The organism is Microbacterium sp. bgisy203, from assembly GCF_965345155.1.
Classification (GTDB): domain Bacteria; phylum Actinomycetota; class Actinomycetes; order Actinomycetales; family Microbacteriaceae; genus Microbacterium.
This window is the reverse complement of the sequence record NZ_CBDRLZ010000001.1, coordinates 293022-308053: the sequence shown is the minus strand read 5'-3', so window position 1 is coordinate 308053 and position 15032 is coordinate 293022. Positions and strand designations below refer to the sequence as shown.

Below are 15032 nucleotides of genomic sequence, written 5' to 3'. Positions count from 1 at the left end.
CTCTCCAGGCTACCGTGGAGGGATGGATGCCGAACGCGCGACGACCGTGGGAGACCTCGGGGAGAGAGCTCTTCTCGCGAGGATCTTCACCGCCCTCGAGGGAAGCTCGCGCGCCGACGTCGGTCCGGGCGACGATGCCGCGGTGCTCGCCGTACCGGGCGGTCGCGTGGTCGTCTCGACCGACACCCTCGTGCACGGGCCGGACTTCCGCCTCGCCTGGTCCCGAGGCTACGACCTCGGCTGGAAGGCCGCGGCCGTCAACCTCGCCGACATCGCCGCGATGGGAGCGGCGCCGACGGCGCTGTTCGTCGCGCTCGCCCTGCCCGACGACACCCGCGCCGACGTCGTCGACGACCTCGCCCGCGGGCTCCGCGACGCGTGCGACGCGCTGGCTCCCGGGTGCGCCGTCGAGGGCGGCGACCTCACGGCATCCGACACCCTCACGATCGCCGTGACTGCGCTCGGTGTCCTCGGAGACGATCCGCCCGTCCTCCGTTCGGGCGCCCGGCCCGGTGACGCTCTGGCGGTCGCAGGGACGCTCGGGGCGGCAGCGCGCGGGCTGCGGATCTTGTTCGACCGCTTCCGAGACGCATCCGGAACCCCCGTCGCGGTCGACGACGCGGTTCTGGGTGCCGCTGAGCGCGCGGACCTGGCGGCGCAGCTGCGCCCGTCGCCGCCCATCGACCTCGGCGTCATGGCCGCGCGCGCGGGCGCGACGGCGATGATGGACGTCTCCGACGGTCTGCTCCTCGACGCGACGCGGCTCGCCGACGCCTCCGGCGTCACCCTCGACCTGGACCCCGGCCTCGACGACGACGCGTTGCGCGGGGGAGAGGACCACGCGCTCCTCGCGGCGTTCCCGGCGGGCACGGAGCTACCGCCGGGCTTCCGCGCGATCGGGCTCACTCGCGCTCGCGGGGAGGCGCCCGTCACGATCGCGGGGGCACCGGTCACCGGCCATCTCGGGTGGGACCCGCACCGCGACTGGGATGCGGGGCGCGGCTGAGTCCGCCCGCGCTCACTCCTCGGACGGGGCGATCCACCAGAGCGTCGTGTCGCCGTACCGCTTGTCGCGCACCGGCTCGAGCCCGGGCGGCAGCGTCGGCGGCCCTGAGCGGGTGGCGCGCTCGACGATCACGAGCGCGTCGGGGCGCAGGCGCGCAGCGAGCAGCTCGAGCGCCGTGCCGAGGGCGGCATCGTCGAGGTCGTACGGCGGGTCGACGAACACGAGGTCGTAGGTCGCGCTGGCGGTGCGCAGGTAGGCATCCACCGCCGCACGGTGCACGCGGATCACCGCGCTCGGGACGGCGCGCGCGACGGCCCGTGCGTTCCGTTCGACGACGGATGCCGCGCGCGGGGACTTCTCGACGAGATCGGCCGACGCGGCGCCGCGGCTCGCGGCCTCGAGCCCGAGCGCCCCCGAGCCGGCGTAGAGGTCGAGAACCGCCGCGGCGCGCAGGCGATCGGCGGAGTCGAGGGCTCCGAACAGCGACTCGCGGACGCGGTCGCTCGTCGGGCGGGTGCCGGCATCCGGCACGGTCAGGGTCAACGAGCCCGCGGCCCCGGCGATGATGCGCGTCACACGGTCACCCTACCGATTCGTTTGCCCGGCGATTCGTTGGCGCGGCGATTCGTGCGGCCGGCGATCAGGCGCCCTCAGACGGTCGCGTCGCTCTCGTTCGCCAGGCGCGGCTCGGTGCGCCGCTCGGGGCGCAGCCCCGCCTTGTCGGCGTAGAACGCGCGGATGCGGTCCATGTCGGCCGAGACGTCGCCGGTGAGCTCGATCGTCGGGCCGAGGCCGGTCGTCATCGTCGTGCGGTCGACGTAGCCGAGGGTGACGGGCATGCCCGTCTCGCGGGCGATGCGGTAGAAGCCGCTCTTCCAGTGCGTGTTCCCGCCGCGCGTGCCGTCGGGGGTCACGACGAGGCCGAACACCTCGCCGGAGTGGACGCGCGCCACGACCTCGTCGACGACGCGGCTGGCATCATCGCGCTGCACCGGGATGCCGCCGAGCGCCCGCATGATCGGGCCGCGCCATCCGGAGAACAGGCTCGCCTTGCCGAGCCACCGCACGGGGATGCCGAGACGCCACGCGATCCCGAGCATGAGGACGAAGTCCCAGTTGGACGTGTGCGGGGCGCCGATGAGCACGGTGGGGCGCGTCGGTGCGGGTTCCGTGCGCAGCTCCCACCGGCTGAAGAACCAGAAGATGCGGGCGACGAGGCGGCGGATCACGCTGACAATGTATCCGGGCGCATATGCCGCGCCGGGCGTATGCCGGGCGTATGCACGCGCGCACCGGCACCGCTGTCCGAGGCGGTGCCTAGACTCGTCGCATGCCCTCGCTCACGCTCGACACGTCGCTCGACGACGCGCTCGGCACGAAGACGGCCGGCGTCTTCCACCGGGCGTTCGGCATGGAGAGCGTGAACGATCTCCTCACCCACTATCCGCGCCGCTACGCGCGTCGCGGCGAGCTGACGCCGATCGCGTCGCTCCCGCTGGGCGAGCAGGTGACGATCGTCGCCGAGGTGCGCTCGGTCGCCGAGCGTCCCATGCGTCAACGCAAGGGTTCGATCGTCGAGGTCGTGATCAGCGACGGCGTCGGGGCGTTGACGCTCACCTTCTTCAACCAGAAGTGGCGGGCGACCCAGCTGACCGTGGGCCGGCAGGGGATCTTCTCCGGCAAGGTCGGGCAGTTCAAGGGGGTGCAGCAGCTCGCGCACCCCGATTACGAGCTCTTCGACGATGAGGATGCCGCACGCCTGAACGCCTCCGAGCGCCAGCACACGCCCATCCCGATCTACCCCGCCACCAGCACCGTCGCGAGCTGGCAGGTGCAGAAGGCCGTGGGCGATGTGCTCGCTCGCCTCGCGCCGGTCGCCGATCCGCTCCCGGAGGGCTTCCGCCGTGAGCACGCGCTGCTCGATGCGAATGCGGCCCTCCGCCTCGTGCATGCGCCGCACGACTTCGGCGACGTGGAGCCGGCGCGCGACACCCTCCGCGCGCAGGAGGCGTTCGTCCTCCAGACCGCGCTGCTGCAGCAACGGCAGTTCGTGCGTGCGATGTCGGCGACCTCCCGCCCGGCGGGCGACCTCCTGGCGCGCTTCGACGCGCGGCTCCCGTTCACCCGCACCGACGACCAGGTCGCCGTCGGCGATGTCATCTCCCGCGATCTCGAGGGCGCGTGGCCGATGAATCGGCTGGTCCAGGGCGAGGTCGGGTCGGGGAAGACCCTGGTGGCCCTCCGCGCCATGCTGCAGGTCGCGCAGTCGGGCGGACAGTCCGCTCTCATCGCGCCGACCGAGGTGCTCGCCGCTCAGCACGTGCGTTCGATCGCGCGGATGCTCGGCCCCGAGCTCGCGCCCGAACTCATGCCGACGCTCCTCACCGGTCAGCTCCCCGCCGCCGAACGGCGGAAGGCCGCGCTCCGTGCCGCGTCGGGGCAGGCGCGCATCGTCGTCGGTACGCACGCGCTCCTCAGCGCAACGACCACGTTCGCCGATCTGGGCCTCGTCGTCGTCGACGAGCAACATCGTTTCGGGGTCGAGCAGCGCGAGACCCTCCGCGCGAAGGGCACCTCGCCCCACGTGCTCGTCCTCACTGCGACCCCGATCCCGCGCACGGTCGCGATGACCGTGTTCGGCGACCTCGACGTGTCCACCATCCGGACACTCCCGGCGGGGCGCGCGGGCATCACGACGTTCGTCGCTCCACTGGCCGAGAAGCCCGGATGGTTCGGTCGGGTCTGGGAACGCGTCGCCGAAGAGGTCGCGCAGAGCCATCAGGTCTTCGTCGTGTGCGCCGCCATCGACGCCGAGGCGACGAAGAAGGACGTCGACGCCCCCGACGACGCGCCCGTGCTCGAGGGCGAACAGCCGCGCACACGGTGGGGCGTCGTCCAGGTGCGCGAGCTTCTGGCATCCCACCCCGCCTTCGCCGACATCCGGGTCGAGATCCTCCACGGCAAGATGCCGGGCGAGCAGAAGGATGCCGTCATGCAGGCGTTCGCGCGGGGCGAGGTCGACGTCCTGGTGGCCACCACCGTGGTCGAGGTCGGCGTCGACGTGCCCAACGCCTCGGCGATGGTGATCCTCGAGGCCGATCGGTTCGGCGTCTCGCAGCTGCACCAGCTGCGCGGACGCGTCGGTCGCGGCGCGGTGCCGGGCCTGTGTCTGCTGGTGACGGAGGCGCCTGCTGGCACGCCCGCGCGCTCGCGCGTGGAGGCGGTCGCGTCCACCACCGACGGCTTCGCCCTCGCCGAGGTCGACGTCGAGCTGCGCGGCGAGGGAGATGTGCTCGGCGACGCCCAATCGGGCGCCCGCTCATCGCTCCGCCTCCTGCGGGTCGTCGCCGACGCCGACCTCATCCAGACGGCCCGCGAAGGCGCCGAACGGCTCCTCGCCGACGACCCCGCCCTCTCGCGGCATCCGGGTCTGTCCGACGCTCTGCGACGACGCCTCGGCCAGCAGGAGCGGGCCGCGCTCGCGAAGAACTGACCCGGAACCGACCGATAGGCTGGATGCCATGAACAACCGCATCGCGGTCGTCCCGGGTTCGTTCGACCCGCCGACGCTGGGTCACATCGACGTCATCCGCCGGGCGGCGGCGCTCTACGACGAGCTCCACGTCCTGGTCGTCCACAACCCCGGCAAAGAGGCCATGCTGCCGATCGCGCAGCGTCTGACGCTGCTCGAGCAGTCCATCGCCGAAGAGGGCGTCGTGGGGAACGTGATCGTGGCGTCGTGGAGCGTCGGTCTCCTCGTCGACTACGCGCAGGACGTGAACGCCGGCGTGCTCGTCAAGGGCATCCGCTCGCAGGTCGACGTCGCCTACGAGACGCCGATGGCGATCGTCAACCGCCACCTCGCCGAGATCGAGACCGTGTTCCTCCTGCCCGACCCCGCCCACGCCCTCGTGTCGAGCTCGCTCGTGCGTCAGGTCGCCGCGCTCGGTGGCGACGTCTCGCCGTTCGTCCCGGGTCCCGTCGCACGCTTCCTCGACACCGGCGCGGGAAGCGCACCGCGCGGCTGACGTCCGCGCGGGTGTGCCCGTGTCACCGCGCGCGCCGATGCCGCTCAGTCCGCCGGTACCATGGAAACGTGGTCAGAAAGCATGTGAGCGGTCCGTTCGCTTTCCCTGTGCGCGACATCGCGCACCGCGCGGGCGAGATGCGCGAGTTCGAAGTCGTCGCGCCGGCGCCGGAGAAGTGGGGCGAGGGTCTCGTCGCGGTCGCGGAGGGCGAACCCGTCGATCTGGACGTGCGCCTCGAGGCGGTGCATGAAGGCATCCTCGTCACGGCGGACGTCCGCTCCCGCTACACCGGCGTCTGCGGACGGTGCCTCACCGACATCGCCCAGAGCGTCGAAGTCGAGTTTCAGGAGCTCTTCGGGTATTCTGAGGGGGAAGCGATCGACTTCGAGGTTCAAGACGACCACGTGGATCTTGAAAATCTGGTCAGGGATTCGATCGTCCTGTCGCTTCCCTTCCAGCCGGTGTGCCAGCCGGATTGCCCCGGCCTCGATCCGGTGACGGGCGAGAAGCTGGCAGCAGGAACCGTGCGGGAAACCCCGATCGACGAGCGATGGAGTGCGCTGGCCGCACTGAACACCATCACCCCACCAGACCACGACGACGAGGGCGCGCGCCCCGACGTCTCCCACACAGAGAAGAGCTGATCATGGCAGGTAACCCCCCGAAGCGGAAGGTCTCCCGCTCCAACACGCGTTCGCGTCGCGCCCAGTGGAAGGCGGAGGCTCCCGCTCTCGTCAAGACCGTCGAGAACGGTAAGGTCGTCTACAGCCGCCCGCACCAGGCGAAGGTCGTCACCGACTCGCAGGGCACCGAGCTTTTCCTCGAGTACAAGGGCCGCAAGGTCGCCGACATCTGATCGACGCGGCCTCTTCGTGACGGACGCACAGATCGAGAGCGAGACGCCGATGGCGTCTCGCTCTGTCGTCGGCAAGCCCAGCCTCACCGGCAAGCCCAGCCTCACCGAGAAGCTCGGGGTCCATATCGACCCCGAGCTTCTGTCGCTGGCGCTGACCCACCGCTCGTTCGCCTACGAGGACGGCGGATCGCCGCACAACGAGCGCCTCGAGTTCCTCGGCGACTCGATCCTCGGCCAGGCCGTGACGGTCCACCTGTTCACGACGCACCCCGAGCTCGAAGAGGGTGCGCTCGCGAAGCGCCGCGCCAGCGTCGTCTCGACGGTCGCACTCGCCGAGGTGGCCCGCGGCATCGGTCTCGGCGAGCACATCCGGCTCGGTCGCGGTGAAGACCAGACCGGCGGCCGCGACAAGGACTCGATCCTCGCCGACACGATGGAGGCGGTCATCGGCGCGGCCTTCCTGTCGGCGGGACCCGAGGCATCCACCGCGCTCGTCCTGCGCCTGGTCGCGCCGCTCATGGCCGACCCCGAGCGGTACGGCGCAGCGATGGACCCGAAGACGAGCCTGCAGGAGCTCGCGGCGCGCCTCTCGCTCGCGCCGCCGACGTACACGGTCTCGTCCGAAGGCCCGGACCACCACCGCGTGTTCACGGCATCGGTGACCGTCGGCGACGTGTCGCGCACCGGCACCGGCTCGAGTAAGAAGCAGGCCGAGATGGCCGGCGCCCTCGCCGTGTGGAACGCGCTCTCCGAGCGCGGCTGAGCGCGCATGCCGGAGCTTCCCGAGGTCGAGGTCGTCCGCGCGGGCCTCGAGCCCGCCGTCGTCGGCGCTCGCATCGCGGCCGTCACGGTCGTGGACGACCGTGCCCTCACCCGGCATCCGGGCGACGCGGCATCCTTCGAAACAGCCCTGACGGGACGGACGATCGCGGCCGCGGCGCGCCGCGGGAAATTTCTGTGGCTGCCGCTCCGCCCGCGCCCCCAGGCGGATGCCGTGGCGGCGGGCGGAGATGCCGTCGTCGGGCACCTCGGCATGAGCGGGCAACTGCTGCTTCGGCCCTCCGGTGCGCCGCCCGAGCGCCACGAACGCATCCGGCTCGACATCGCCCACCCCGATCACGGCGATATCGCCGTCGTCTTCGCCGACCAGCGGACCTTCGGCTCCCTCGCCCTCGACCACCTCGTGCCGACGCCCGACGGTGCAGCCGCCGGATGGGGAGCGGATGCCGCGGAAGTGCCTTCCCAGGTCGCCCACATCGCCCGCGATCCGCTCGACCCCGCCTTCTCCGACCGCCGGTTCTCGGCTATCGTCCGTGCGAAGCGCTCCGCGATCAAACGCATCCTCCTCGACCAGACCGTGATCAGTGGAGTCGGCAACATCTACGCCGACGAGTCGCTGTGGGCGGCGCGGATCCATCCCGAGACCGCGGGGGAGGCGCTGTCTTCCCGCGCCGTGACGCGGCTGCTCGCGGAGATCCGCGCCGTGCTCGAGAAGGCCCTCGCCGAGGGCGGCACGAGCTTCGACGCGCAGTACGTCAACGTCAACGGGCAGGCGGGCTACTTTTCCCACTCCCTCAACGCCTACGGACGTGACGGGCAGCCCTGCCCTCGCTGCGGGCGGCCCCTCGTCCGCGCGTCGTTCATGAATCGCTCGAGCCACTACTGCCCGCACTGTCAGCGGCTGCGGCCGGGTTCGGCGATGGGCGACGTGCGGGTCGCACGCCGCCGATGACGTCGGCATCCTCCCCTCCATGGAAGGATGAAGCCGATGAGTTCGATCAAAGTCGTCCTGCGTGAACTGCGGCAAGCCACCCTCGACGGTATGGCCCACTCCAAGGAGAAGCTCCACCAGGTCGCCGACAACCTCGCAGATCACCTCGAAGACCTCATCCGGCGGGTCAGAGCGCAAGACGTCTTCCACGGCCACGGCGTGCCGGGGCCGGGGTCATCGTCTCGGCCGTACGTGCCGAATGCGACGCGCAAGCCGCCGGGGATGGACGACCAGGAGTACGTCGACATCCTCCAGGCGAGCGTGCACAACCCGGACGGCCTCGAGGCGATCCTGGGCAAATTCCGGGTTCCCGGAACCGCCAGCTACATCGACGTGGCTGAGGGCAAGGTGCCGCCGGCCACGTACTTCAGCCTCGGTGACGACTGGGAAACGATCGCCGACGCGCACCAGCTGACGGACCGCGACATGTTCGACTCCTTCAACGTGCCGTTCCTCGAGCGGGTCATCGCCGAAGGCAAGCCGATCACCTTCTCTCACAATCCACTGGACTACCCGGGAAGCGCGCTGGCGGATGAGCTCGACTTCCTGGAGAGCCACGGATACCGATTCGACGCCACGAAGATGCAGGCGATTCTGCGATCGCGCTAAGGAGCGAGAATGCCACACGATGATCTGACAGCGGATGACGTCCTCGACCTCATCGACGCTCACCTGCCCGCCGCGACGCAGGCGCGCAAGCGCTCGGATGTCGAGCTGGGTTTCGTGCTGTACGACGCGTTCGCCGTCCAGGGCGCGTTCGACGACTACGGGCGCGGCAGCTGGGGTTTCAGCATCGCTTTGGGAGGGGACGTGTCCGTGTCCCGGGTGCTCGGCAGGAAGCTGACGCTCTGCGGGACACGGGAGGAAGTGACGGCAGCCCTCGCGACGATCGACGACTACGTGCGGCTACGCCTCGGGTCCGACTACCTCGCTGCCTACGCGCGTGCTTACGAACTCTGAGCCGTCTGACGCGACCCTCTTCTGCCACATCCCCGAGTACTGCAGGGGTGCGAACCCCATCTCCTCGTTGATATCGAGCATGGGGCGGTTCTCCTCCGCGTTGTAGGTCTCGATGCGCGTGACAGCGGGGAAGAGATCGTGCAGGCGCAGGAGCGTCTCGCACTTCACGAGCATGCCGAGGCGGTGCCCGCGGTGCTCGCGGAGGACGAGCGTGTCATTCTGATGCGCCGTCGTCTCCTCGCCCCGCACCGACAGTTCGTTGAACGCGACCAGCCGGCCCGACGCGACATGGCGCGCAGCGCCGATGATCTTGCGATAACCGCTCGTCCGCGACATCTCCTCCCATCGCGCGACACGTGCGGCATCCCAGTCGGACGCGTCCTCCTCGACGCCGGCCGACGGGGCATCCGTCGACATGCGTGCGTGCAGCTCGGCGATGTCGTCCGCATTCTCGGGCGGGGTCGGGGTCTCCCACCATTCGTAGACGTACGCGTCACCTGCCGCCGCGCGCGCCGGCCCCGCGAGGCGTTCGACCTCGGCAAGGCTCTGCGCGTCGATCGTGAATCGGCTCTTGCGGTAGACCTGTTCGAGCGCGTAGCCCTGATCGCGCGCGAACATCGTGGTCGCGTCGCGGGGGACCGAACCCCACCCGCTGATCGCCGGCTCGCGGGCGAGGTCGGCGGGCGGATGCTCCGTCCAGCACTGCAGGACGGAGCGGCCCTCGTCCGCGGCGATCTGCTCGGCGGCCGCGAGCAGCAACCCGCCGATGCCGCGGCGACGCGCGTCCGCGCGCACACGGACGTTGAGCGAGACCGACGCGGCGCCGGCGTCGAGCGGGACGACGACGGCCGCGAAACCGAGCACGCGGCCGCCGTCCTCCGCGATGACGCCGCGCTGGCGCGCGTCCTCATCGTCGGTCCAGGCGATACGGATCTCCTCCGCCGACGAGTCGTAGTCGTGCGAACCGTGGACGACGCGCATGTCGGCGTTCCGGAGTTCGCGCACCGCATCGAGGTCGGAGGGACCGTCCGGTCCGTCCGCCCGGCGCAGCGGCCGAAGGGTGAGCGTCTCGCTCACGAAAGCACCTTCTTCCACGCGCCTTCGTATCCGACCGGGAAGAACCCGATGCGCTCGTTGATGTCGAGCATGGGGCGATTCTCCTCGGCGTTGTAGGTGATGACCTTCGGCGAGAGGGGAGCGATCTCCTCGTGCCAGCGCTTCAGGCCCGCGCACTTGACGAGCTGGCCGAGCCGGTGGCCGCGGTGCTCCTTCAGCACGAGCGTGTCCTCCTGGTGGCTCGGCTCCGCGGGGTCGGCGCCGCCGTGGTCGTCGATCGTCAATTCGTTGAAGGCGACGAGCCGTCCGGACGCTCTTTCGCGGGCGGCGGTCACGAGAGCGGTCGTCCCTCCGTCGACGTAGCGCTGATCGTGACGGGCGATGCGGTCGGCATCCCACACCTCCTCGTCGAAGACGAGGGCTGCGGCGGGAACATCGGTCGACATGCGCGACTTCACCCAGGCGTAGTCGTCGGCGAGCTCGGGCGGAGTCGGCAGCAACCACTGCACGACCTCGTAGCCCGCCGACGCGTCCTCAGCCTCGGCGAGCAGTTCACGGACGTGCTCGGCGGATGCCGCGAGGTCGAGGTTGCTCTGCCGCTCCACCTGCTCGAGGGTGTAGCCGTGCCGCAGGAAGAAGCGCGCGGCGCGGTCGAGCGGGATCGTGCCGAAGCCCGTCGGCGGGTCGAGCCGCTCGCCCGGTTCTTCGGGTTCGACGTGCTGCGCCCACGACTGCAGGACGGTCCGGCCGTGCTCCCGGGCCGTCTTCTCGACGAGCGGATAGGCGGCCGAGCCGATGCCGAGCCCGTGGTGGGCGCCGAGCAGTTCGACGAGCCAGAAGGCGTTCAGCGAGCCGTCCTCCTGCGGAAGATCGACGCCGACGCGTCCGATGATCTCCCCGTCCTTGACGATCACCCAGGCGTACCTGATCTCGTCGGGGTCGTCGTGGTAATGGGGGAGAAGTGCCTCGGGCGTCATCGCGTCGTCGTCGTTGCCGGTGATCTCGCGGTAAATCGCGTTGCGTACGCGGGTGAACTCGCGGAACTCGTCCGCGTCAGCGGCATCCATGGATGCGGGGATGGTGAGAGGCCGGAACTCAACCTCGGTGAGAGTGTTCGACATGGAGGTGTCCTTTCGGGAGAAGCGGCCGGCCGCCGTGTTGTTCCGGGGCCGGGCCGCTCCGCCGCGCGTCAGTGGTGAGTCCGCGACGCGGACTCGGGTTCAGAAAAGGGGCAGGATCATCCGGCGGAGCTGCCAGTCCTGTTCGCGTGCGTCGCGTTCGCGCTGGGAGAGGCGGATGCGGCGGCGATCGGGATCGGGAGCATGCGGATGGCGGGTGGCGAAGTAGCCGGACATGGTGTTGTCTTTCGAGTGCCAGGGGACACGATGGTCCCCGAAACGGAGGTGGCCGGGCTGCGGCGTGGCCGAGTGCGCAGAGAGCGCGAGCGGCGGGAGGCGGAAGAGACACTCAGGCCCAGGAACTCAGAGCCCAGGGACTCAGAACCCAGGGACTCAGAGCCCAGGGACTCAGAGCCCAGGGACTCAGAGCCCAGGGACTCAGAGCCCAGGGACTCAGAGCCCAGGGACGGGCGGAGTTCTCCTGTGTGCGGCTCAGCGGGCTGCCGGGAACGCGCCGACGCGGACGATCCCCGCGCGTGCGCGCACCGGAGCCTGAGTGTTCGCTCCGACGGTGTTCAGCTGCATCATCATTTCGGGGACCTCCTTTCGTACTTCTGACGCGATGAGTGACACTAGCGCCGTCCGACCTCGCGCGTCAAGCGGGTTCTCGATGCGCATTCCGCTAGCGTGGACGGGACACCCTGCCCGCGAAGGACGATGCATGCACCTGAAGAGCCTGACGCTGAAGGGCTTCAAGTCGTTCGCGCAGCCCACGACCTTCGCTCTCGAGCCGGGCGTCACGTGCATCGTCGGGCCGAACGGATCGGGCAAGTCGAACGTCGTCGACGCCCTCGCGTGGGTCATGGGGGAGCAGGGCGCCAAGACCCTCCGCGGCGGCAAGATGGAGGATGTCATCTTCGCCGGCACCTCGACGCGGGGGCCGCTCGGCCGGGCCGAGGTGCAGCTCACGATCGACAACTCCGACGGGGCGCTGCCCATCGAGTACAGCGAGGTGACGATCAGTCGCACGCTCTTCCGCAACGGGACGAGCGAGTACGCGATCAACGGGGAGAGCTGCCGTCTGCTCGACGTGCAGGAGCTGCTGAGCGACTCCGGACTCGGCCGCGAGATGCACGTGATCGTCGGCCAGGGGCGGCTGGACAGTGTCCTGCAGGCCTCGCCGGAGGACCGCCGCGGCTTCATCGAAGAGGCCGCCGGCATCCTCAAGCACCGGCGCCGCAAGGAGAAGACGCTTCGCAAGCTCGAGGCGATGGAGGCGAACCTCACGCGCCTGAGCGACCTGGCGGGCGAACTCCGACGGCAGTTGAAGCCGCTCGGCAAGCAAGCCGAGATCGCGCGCGAGGCGGCAACGATCGCCGCCGTCGTCCGCGATGCGAAGGCGCGCCTCTACGCCGACGAGCTCGTGACGCTGCGCACGCAGCTCGCCGACCACGCACGTGGCGAGCAGGAGCGCCATGCCGAAAGGGTCGTCCTGCAGGATCAGGCCGAGCAGGTGAAGCTCCGGATCGACGCGCTCGAGGCCGAGCAGCGATCGGAGGCCGTCGACGGCGCACGCGCCGTGGCGTTCGCGCTCGAACGGGTGCAGGAGCGTCTGCGGAGCCTCGCCTCCCTCGCCGGGCAGCGCCTCGCGCTCCTCGACGACGACGGGACGCTCGCGATCGAGGTCGCCACGGTGAGCCAGGCGGCGATCGACGAGGCGCGCGCCGAGATCGACGAGATCGCGGCAGGGCTCGGTGATGCGCAGGATGCCGCCGCGAACGCCGGTCGAGAAGTCATCCGTGCCCGGGCGGAGCTCGACGCTCTCGATGTCGACATCGCCGAGCAGAGCGCGCTCGTCTCCCAGCACGACATGCGGCTGACGAAGCTCCGCGGCACTGCGGAGGCCGCCGCGTCGCGCCTCGACGCCGTGCGCGCCGGCGTCGAACGCCAGCAGCGCGCGCTCGACGCCGCCCTGCAGCGCCGGGCCGAGGCGGAAGAGCAGCTGGCGGGCATCGACACGGAGCTCGCCCCCGAGGCGTCGTCGGCGGAGCATGCGGCCGCGTACGAGCGCGCCCAGCGGGACGCGACGGCGGCCGAGGGCGAGGTCTCCGGCATCCGCGAGCGTCTGCACGCCACGGAACGGGAGATCGAATCGCTCACCGCACAGGTGGCCGCCCTCAGTCGTGCCCTCGACGTGCGGAACGCCGCCGCCGCGCTCATCGAACGGGGCGGGCACGGCATCCGCGGTCTGGTCGGCGACGCGGTGAAGGTGACCCCCGGCTACGAGGCCGCCATCGCCGCGGCGCTCGGTGCCCTCGCGGAGGGCGTGCTCGTCGACGACGTCGACGCCGCGCTCGCACTCGCGCGCACGGCGGCCGAGGCCGACCTCGGGCGCGTGGACATCGCGATCGCCGGCGCGCCGACGATGACCCCGACGCTCGCCGGCATTCCGGGAGTGGTCCCGGCCGTAGAGGTCGCGTCGGCGCCGTCCGGCATCCAGGGCGTCCTCGCCTACACCGCGATCGTCGACGATCTCGCGGCCGCCCACGCCGCCGGGCGCGCGCTTGCGGAGCGGGAGGTCGGAGGCCCCGTCACGATCGTGACGCGAGCGGGCGAAGTGGTCACCGAGCACACCGTCCGCGCGGGGTCGGGAGGCGGCCGCTCGCGGCTGGAGCTCTCCGCCGAGCGCGACGGCGCGGCCGATCGCTTGGCCGAGATCACCGTCGTGGCGGACTCGCTGCGTGACGGCCTCGCGGATGCGCAACGCGCGTGGGATGCGGCGCGGGCGCACACCCGCGACACCCTGCAGCGCCTGCGCGAGCACGACGCCGCCCTCGCCGCGCACACCGAGCAGGTGAACCGGGCGACCGTCCGTCATGAGGCGGCGGTGGCGGAATGCGAGCGGCTCGAGGCCGCGCTCGCGCCGGCGCAGGGCGCGGTCGCCGAAGCGGAGAAGGCGGCGCGCGCCGCGGAAGAAGCGCTGACGGCGGCGCAGGAGGCGCCGCGTCCGATCCTCGACGCGTCGGCGCGCGACGGACTCCTCGCCGCTCTCGAGGAGACGCGAGACGCCGAGATGCGCGCCCGACTCGACGTCGAGACGCTCAAGGAGCGCGTACGGGCCGGTGAAGCGCGGGTCGACCAGCTGGTTCGCCAGCGCGAGCGCGAGAAGGCCGCCGCGGCCGAAGCCGCCCGCCGCGCCGTCATCCGCCGCGCCCAGCGAGAGCTGGCCGCGGAGGTCGCCGACACTTTGCCCCCGGTGCTCGAGTCGGTCGACCGCTCGGTCACCCAGGCACGTGTCGAGCTCCACCTCGCCGAGCAGGCGCGGACGGCGCTGAGCGCGGAGCTCGCCGAGCTCCGGACGCAGGATGCCGCCGTTCGCGAGCGTCTTGCGGCGCTCACCGAATCCGTGCACGGCATCGAGCTGCAGATGCACGAGAAGCGCCTGCACGTGACGAGTCTGCTCGAACGCGTCTCCTCGGAGCTCAGCATCGACGAGAATATTCTCGTAGCGGAATATGGTCCCGATCAGCCGGTGCCCGGGGAGTCCGACGACGCGGAGCCGCGCACCTTCGATCGGACCGTCGAGCGCCGCAGGCTGCAGGACGCCGAGCGCAAGCTCGCGCAGCTCGGACGCGTCAACCCGCTCGCCCTCGAGGAGTACTCCGCGCTCGAGCAGCGGCACGCGTTCCTCACCGAGCAGCTCGCCGACCTCGTGCAGACCCGCAAGGACCTCGAGACGATCATCGCCGAACTCGACGAGCGCATGCAGACGATCTTCCTCGCGGCCTTCGACGACACCAAGACCGCCTTCGGCGAGGTCTTCCCGATCCTGTTCCCGGGTGGCTCCGGGAGCATCTCGCTCACCGACCCCGACAACCCGCTCACGACCGGTATCGAGGTCGCCGTACGTCCGGTCGGCAAGAAGATCGAGCGGCTGTCGCTCCTGTCCGGCGGAGAGCGCTCGCTCGCGGCCGTCGCACTCCTCACCGCCATCTTCAAGGCGCGCCCGAGCCCCTTCTACATCCTCGACGAGGTCGAGGCCGCGCTTGACGATGCGAACCTCGGGCGCCTGCTCGGCGTGTTCGAGCAGCTGCGGCAGTCCAGTCAGCTCATCGTCATCACCCACCAGAAGCGCACGATGGAGATCGCCGACGCCCTCTACGGCGTCTCGATGCGACAGGACGGCGTCTCCGCCGTCGTCGGACAGCGGGTCCGCGAGCGCGAGAGCGCGTGAGGC

Annotated in this window: 15 protein-coding genes; 10 read left to right on the top strand and 5 right to left on the bottom strand. The window is 70.8% G+C overall.

Annotated elements, in window-relative coordinates; genetic code table 11:
* Positions 1-22: 22 nt before the first annotated feature.
* Positions 23-1006 (top strand): thiamine-phosphate kinase, encoded by a 984-nt coding sequence (gene thiL / locus ACRVYW_RS01485; RefSeq protein ID WP_431801001.1) that lies wholly within the window; start codon positions 23-25, stop codon positions 1004-1006.
* A gap of 12 nt (positions 1007-1018) precedes the next feature.
* Here the strand turns inward: thiL and rsmD are convergent, their stop codons facing one another.
* The gene (rsmD, locus tag ACRVYW_RS01480) at positions 1019-1582 is read right to left on the bottom strand and encodes a 16S rRNA (guanine(966)-N(2))-methyltransferase RsmD (RefSeq protein WP_431800999.1); all 564 of its coding nucleotides are present in this window, start codon (positions 1580-1582) and stop codon (positions 1019-1021) included.
* 74 nt (positions 1583-1656) lie between these two features.
* Positions 1657-2235 (bottom strand): 1-acyl-sn-glycerol-3-phosphate acyltransferase, encoded by a 579-nt coding sequence (locus ACRVYW_RS01475; protein WP_431800997.1) that lies wholly within the window; start codon positions 2233-2235, stop codon positions 1657-1659.
* A 101-nt stretch (positions 2236-2336) separates the two neighbouring features.
* On the opposite strand from ACRVYW_RS01475, the gene ACRVYW_RS01470 reads away from it, so the two are divergent.
* The 8 genes from ACRVYW_RS01470 (at position 2337) to ACRVYW_RS01435 (ending at position 8621) form a co-directional block, all read left to right on the top strand.
* Entirely contained in the window at positions 2337-4499 is a 2163-nt protein-coding gene (locus ACRVYW_RS01470) for an ATP-dependent DNA helicase RecG (RefSeq protein WP_431800995.1), read from the top strand.
* Between the two features lie 28 nt (positions 4500-4527).
* Positions 4528-5034 (top strand): pantetheine-phosphate adenylyltransferase, encoded by a 507-nt coding sequence (gene coaD, locus ACRVYW_RS01465; protein ID WP_431800993.1) that lies wholly within the window; start codon positions 4528-4530, stop codon positions 5032-5034.
* A gap of 83 nt (positions 5035-5117) precedes the next feature.
* On the top strand, positions 5118-5678 hold the full coding sequence (locus ACRVYW_RS01460; RefSeq protein ID WP_431801723.1) for a YceD family protein: 561 nt from the start codon (positions 5118-5120) through the stop codon (positions 5676-5678).
* 2 nt (positions 5679-5680) lie between these two features.
* Positions 5681-5890 carry a 50S ribosomal protein L32 gene (gene rpmF, locus ACRVYW_RS01455; protein ID WP_040165203.1) on the top strand — a complete coding sequence of 70 codons (210 nt, stop codon included), beginning with the start codon at positions 5681-5683 and terminating at the stop codon, positions 5888-5890.
* 49 nt (positions 5891-5939) lie between these two features.
* Complete coding sequence (gene rnc, locus ACRVYW_RS01450; RefSeq protein WP_431801721.1) at positions 5940-6653, top strand: ribonuclease III; 714 nt, start codon at positions 5940-5942, stop codon at positions 6651-6653.
* A 6-nt stretch (positions 6654-6659) separates the two neighbouring features.
* Positions 6660-7622: a bifunctional DNA-formamidopyrimidine glycosylase/DNA-(apurinic or apyrimidinic site) lyase gene (gene mutM / locus ACRVYW_RS01445; RefSeq protein ID WP_431800990.1), complete on the top strand. Its 963-nt coding sequence runs from the start codon at positions 6660-6662 to the stop codon at positions 7620-7622.
* 36 nt (positions 7623-7658) lie between these two features.
* Positions 7659-8270: a hypothetical protein gene (locus tag ACRVYW_RS01440; RefSeq protein WP_431800988.1), complete on the top strand. Its 612-nt coding sequence runs from the start codon at positions 7659-7661 to the stop codon at positions 8268-8270.
* A gap of 9 nt (positions 8271-8279) precedes the next feature.
* Positions 8280-8621 carry a hypothetical protein gene (locus ACRVYW_RS01435; protein ID WP_431800986.1) on the top strand — a complete coding sequence of 114 codons (342 nt, stop codon included), beginning with the start codon at positions 8280-8282 and terminating at the stop codon, positions 8619-8621.
* On the opposite strand, the gene ACRVYW_RS01430 is transcribed toward ACRVYW_RS01435, so the two are convergent.
* From ACRVYW_RS01430 to ACRVYW_RS01420, 3 genes are all read right to left on the bottom strand, one after another.
* Complete coding sequence (locus ACRVYW_RS01430) at positions 8568-9698, bottom strand: N-acetyltransferase family protein (protein WP_431800984.1); 1131 nt, start codon at positions 9696-9698, stop codon at positions 8568-8570. The two genes, ACRVYW_RS01435 and ACRVYW_RS01430, sit on opposite strands and share 54 nt — an antisense overlap.
* Complete coding sequence (locus tag ACRVYW_RS01425; protein WP_431800982.1) at positions 9695-10798, bottom strand: N-acetyltransferase family protein; 1104 nt, start codon at positions 10796-10798, stop codon at positions 9695-9697. Before ACRVYW_RS01425 ends, ACRVYW_RS01430 begins: the two co-directional genes overlap by 4 nt.
* Positions 10799-10897: 99 nt before the next feature.
* On the bottom strand, positions 10898-11032 hold the full coding sequence (locus ACRVYW_RS01420) for a hypothetical protein (protein WP_431800980.1): 135 nt from the start codon (positions 11030-11032) through the stop codon (positions 10898-10900).
* A 484-nt stretch (positions 11033-11516) separates the two neighbouring features.
* Here ACRVYW_RS01420 and smc point away from each other — a divergent pair, with 484 nt between their 5' ends.
* Complete coding sequence (gene smc / locus ACRVYW_RS01415; protein ID WP_431800978.1) at positions 11517-15029, top strand: chromosome segregation protein SMC; 3513 nt, start codon at positions 11517-11519, stop codon at positions 15027-15029.
* Positions 15030-15032 lie beyond the last annotated feature (3 nt).

Coding starts and splice junctions, on each gene's coding strand:
- thiL (WP_431801001.1), top strand. CDS start 23: ATGGATGCCGAACGCGCGACGACCGTGGGAGACCTCGGGGAGAGAGCT.
- ACRVYW_RS01470 (WP_431800995.1), top strand. CDS start 2,337: ATGCCCTCGCTCACGCTCGACACGTCGCTCGACGACGCGCTCGGCACG.
- coaD (WP_431800993.1), top strand. CDS start 4,528: ATGAACAACCGCATCGCGGTCGTCCCGGGTTCGTTCGACCCGCCGACG.
- rpmF (WP_040165203.1), top strand. CDS start 5,681: ATGGCAGGTAACCCCCCGAAGCGGAAGGTCTCCCGCTCCAACACGCGT.
- rnc (WP_431801721.1), top strand. CDS start 5,940: ATGGCGTCTCGCTCTGTCGTCGGCAAGCCCAGCCTCACCGGCAAGCCC.
- mutM (WP_431800990.1), top strand. CDS start 6,660: ATGCCGGAGCTTCCCGAGGTCGAGGTCGTCCGCGCGGGCCTCGAGCCC.
- ACRVYW_RS01440 (WP_431800988.1), top strand. CDS start 7,659: ATGAGTTCGATCAAAGTCGTCCTGCGTGAACTGCGGCAAGCCACCCTC.
- ACRVYW_RS01435 (WP_431800986.1), top strand. CDS start 8,280: ATGCCACACGATGATCTGACAGCGGATGACGTCCTCGACCTCATCGAC.
- ACRVYW_RS01425 (WP_431800982.1), bottom strand. CDS start 10,798: ATGTCGAACACTCTCACCGAGGTTGAGTTCCGGCCTCTCACCATCCCC.
- ACRVYW_RS01420 (WP_431800980.1), bottom strand. CDS start 11,032: ATGTCCGGCTACTTCGCCACCCGCCATCCGCATGCTCCCGATCCCGAT.
- smc (WP_431800978.1), top strand. CDS start 11,517: ATGCACCTGAAGAGCCTGACGCTGAAGGGCTTCAAGTCGTTCGCGCAG.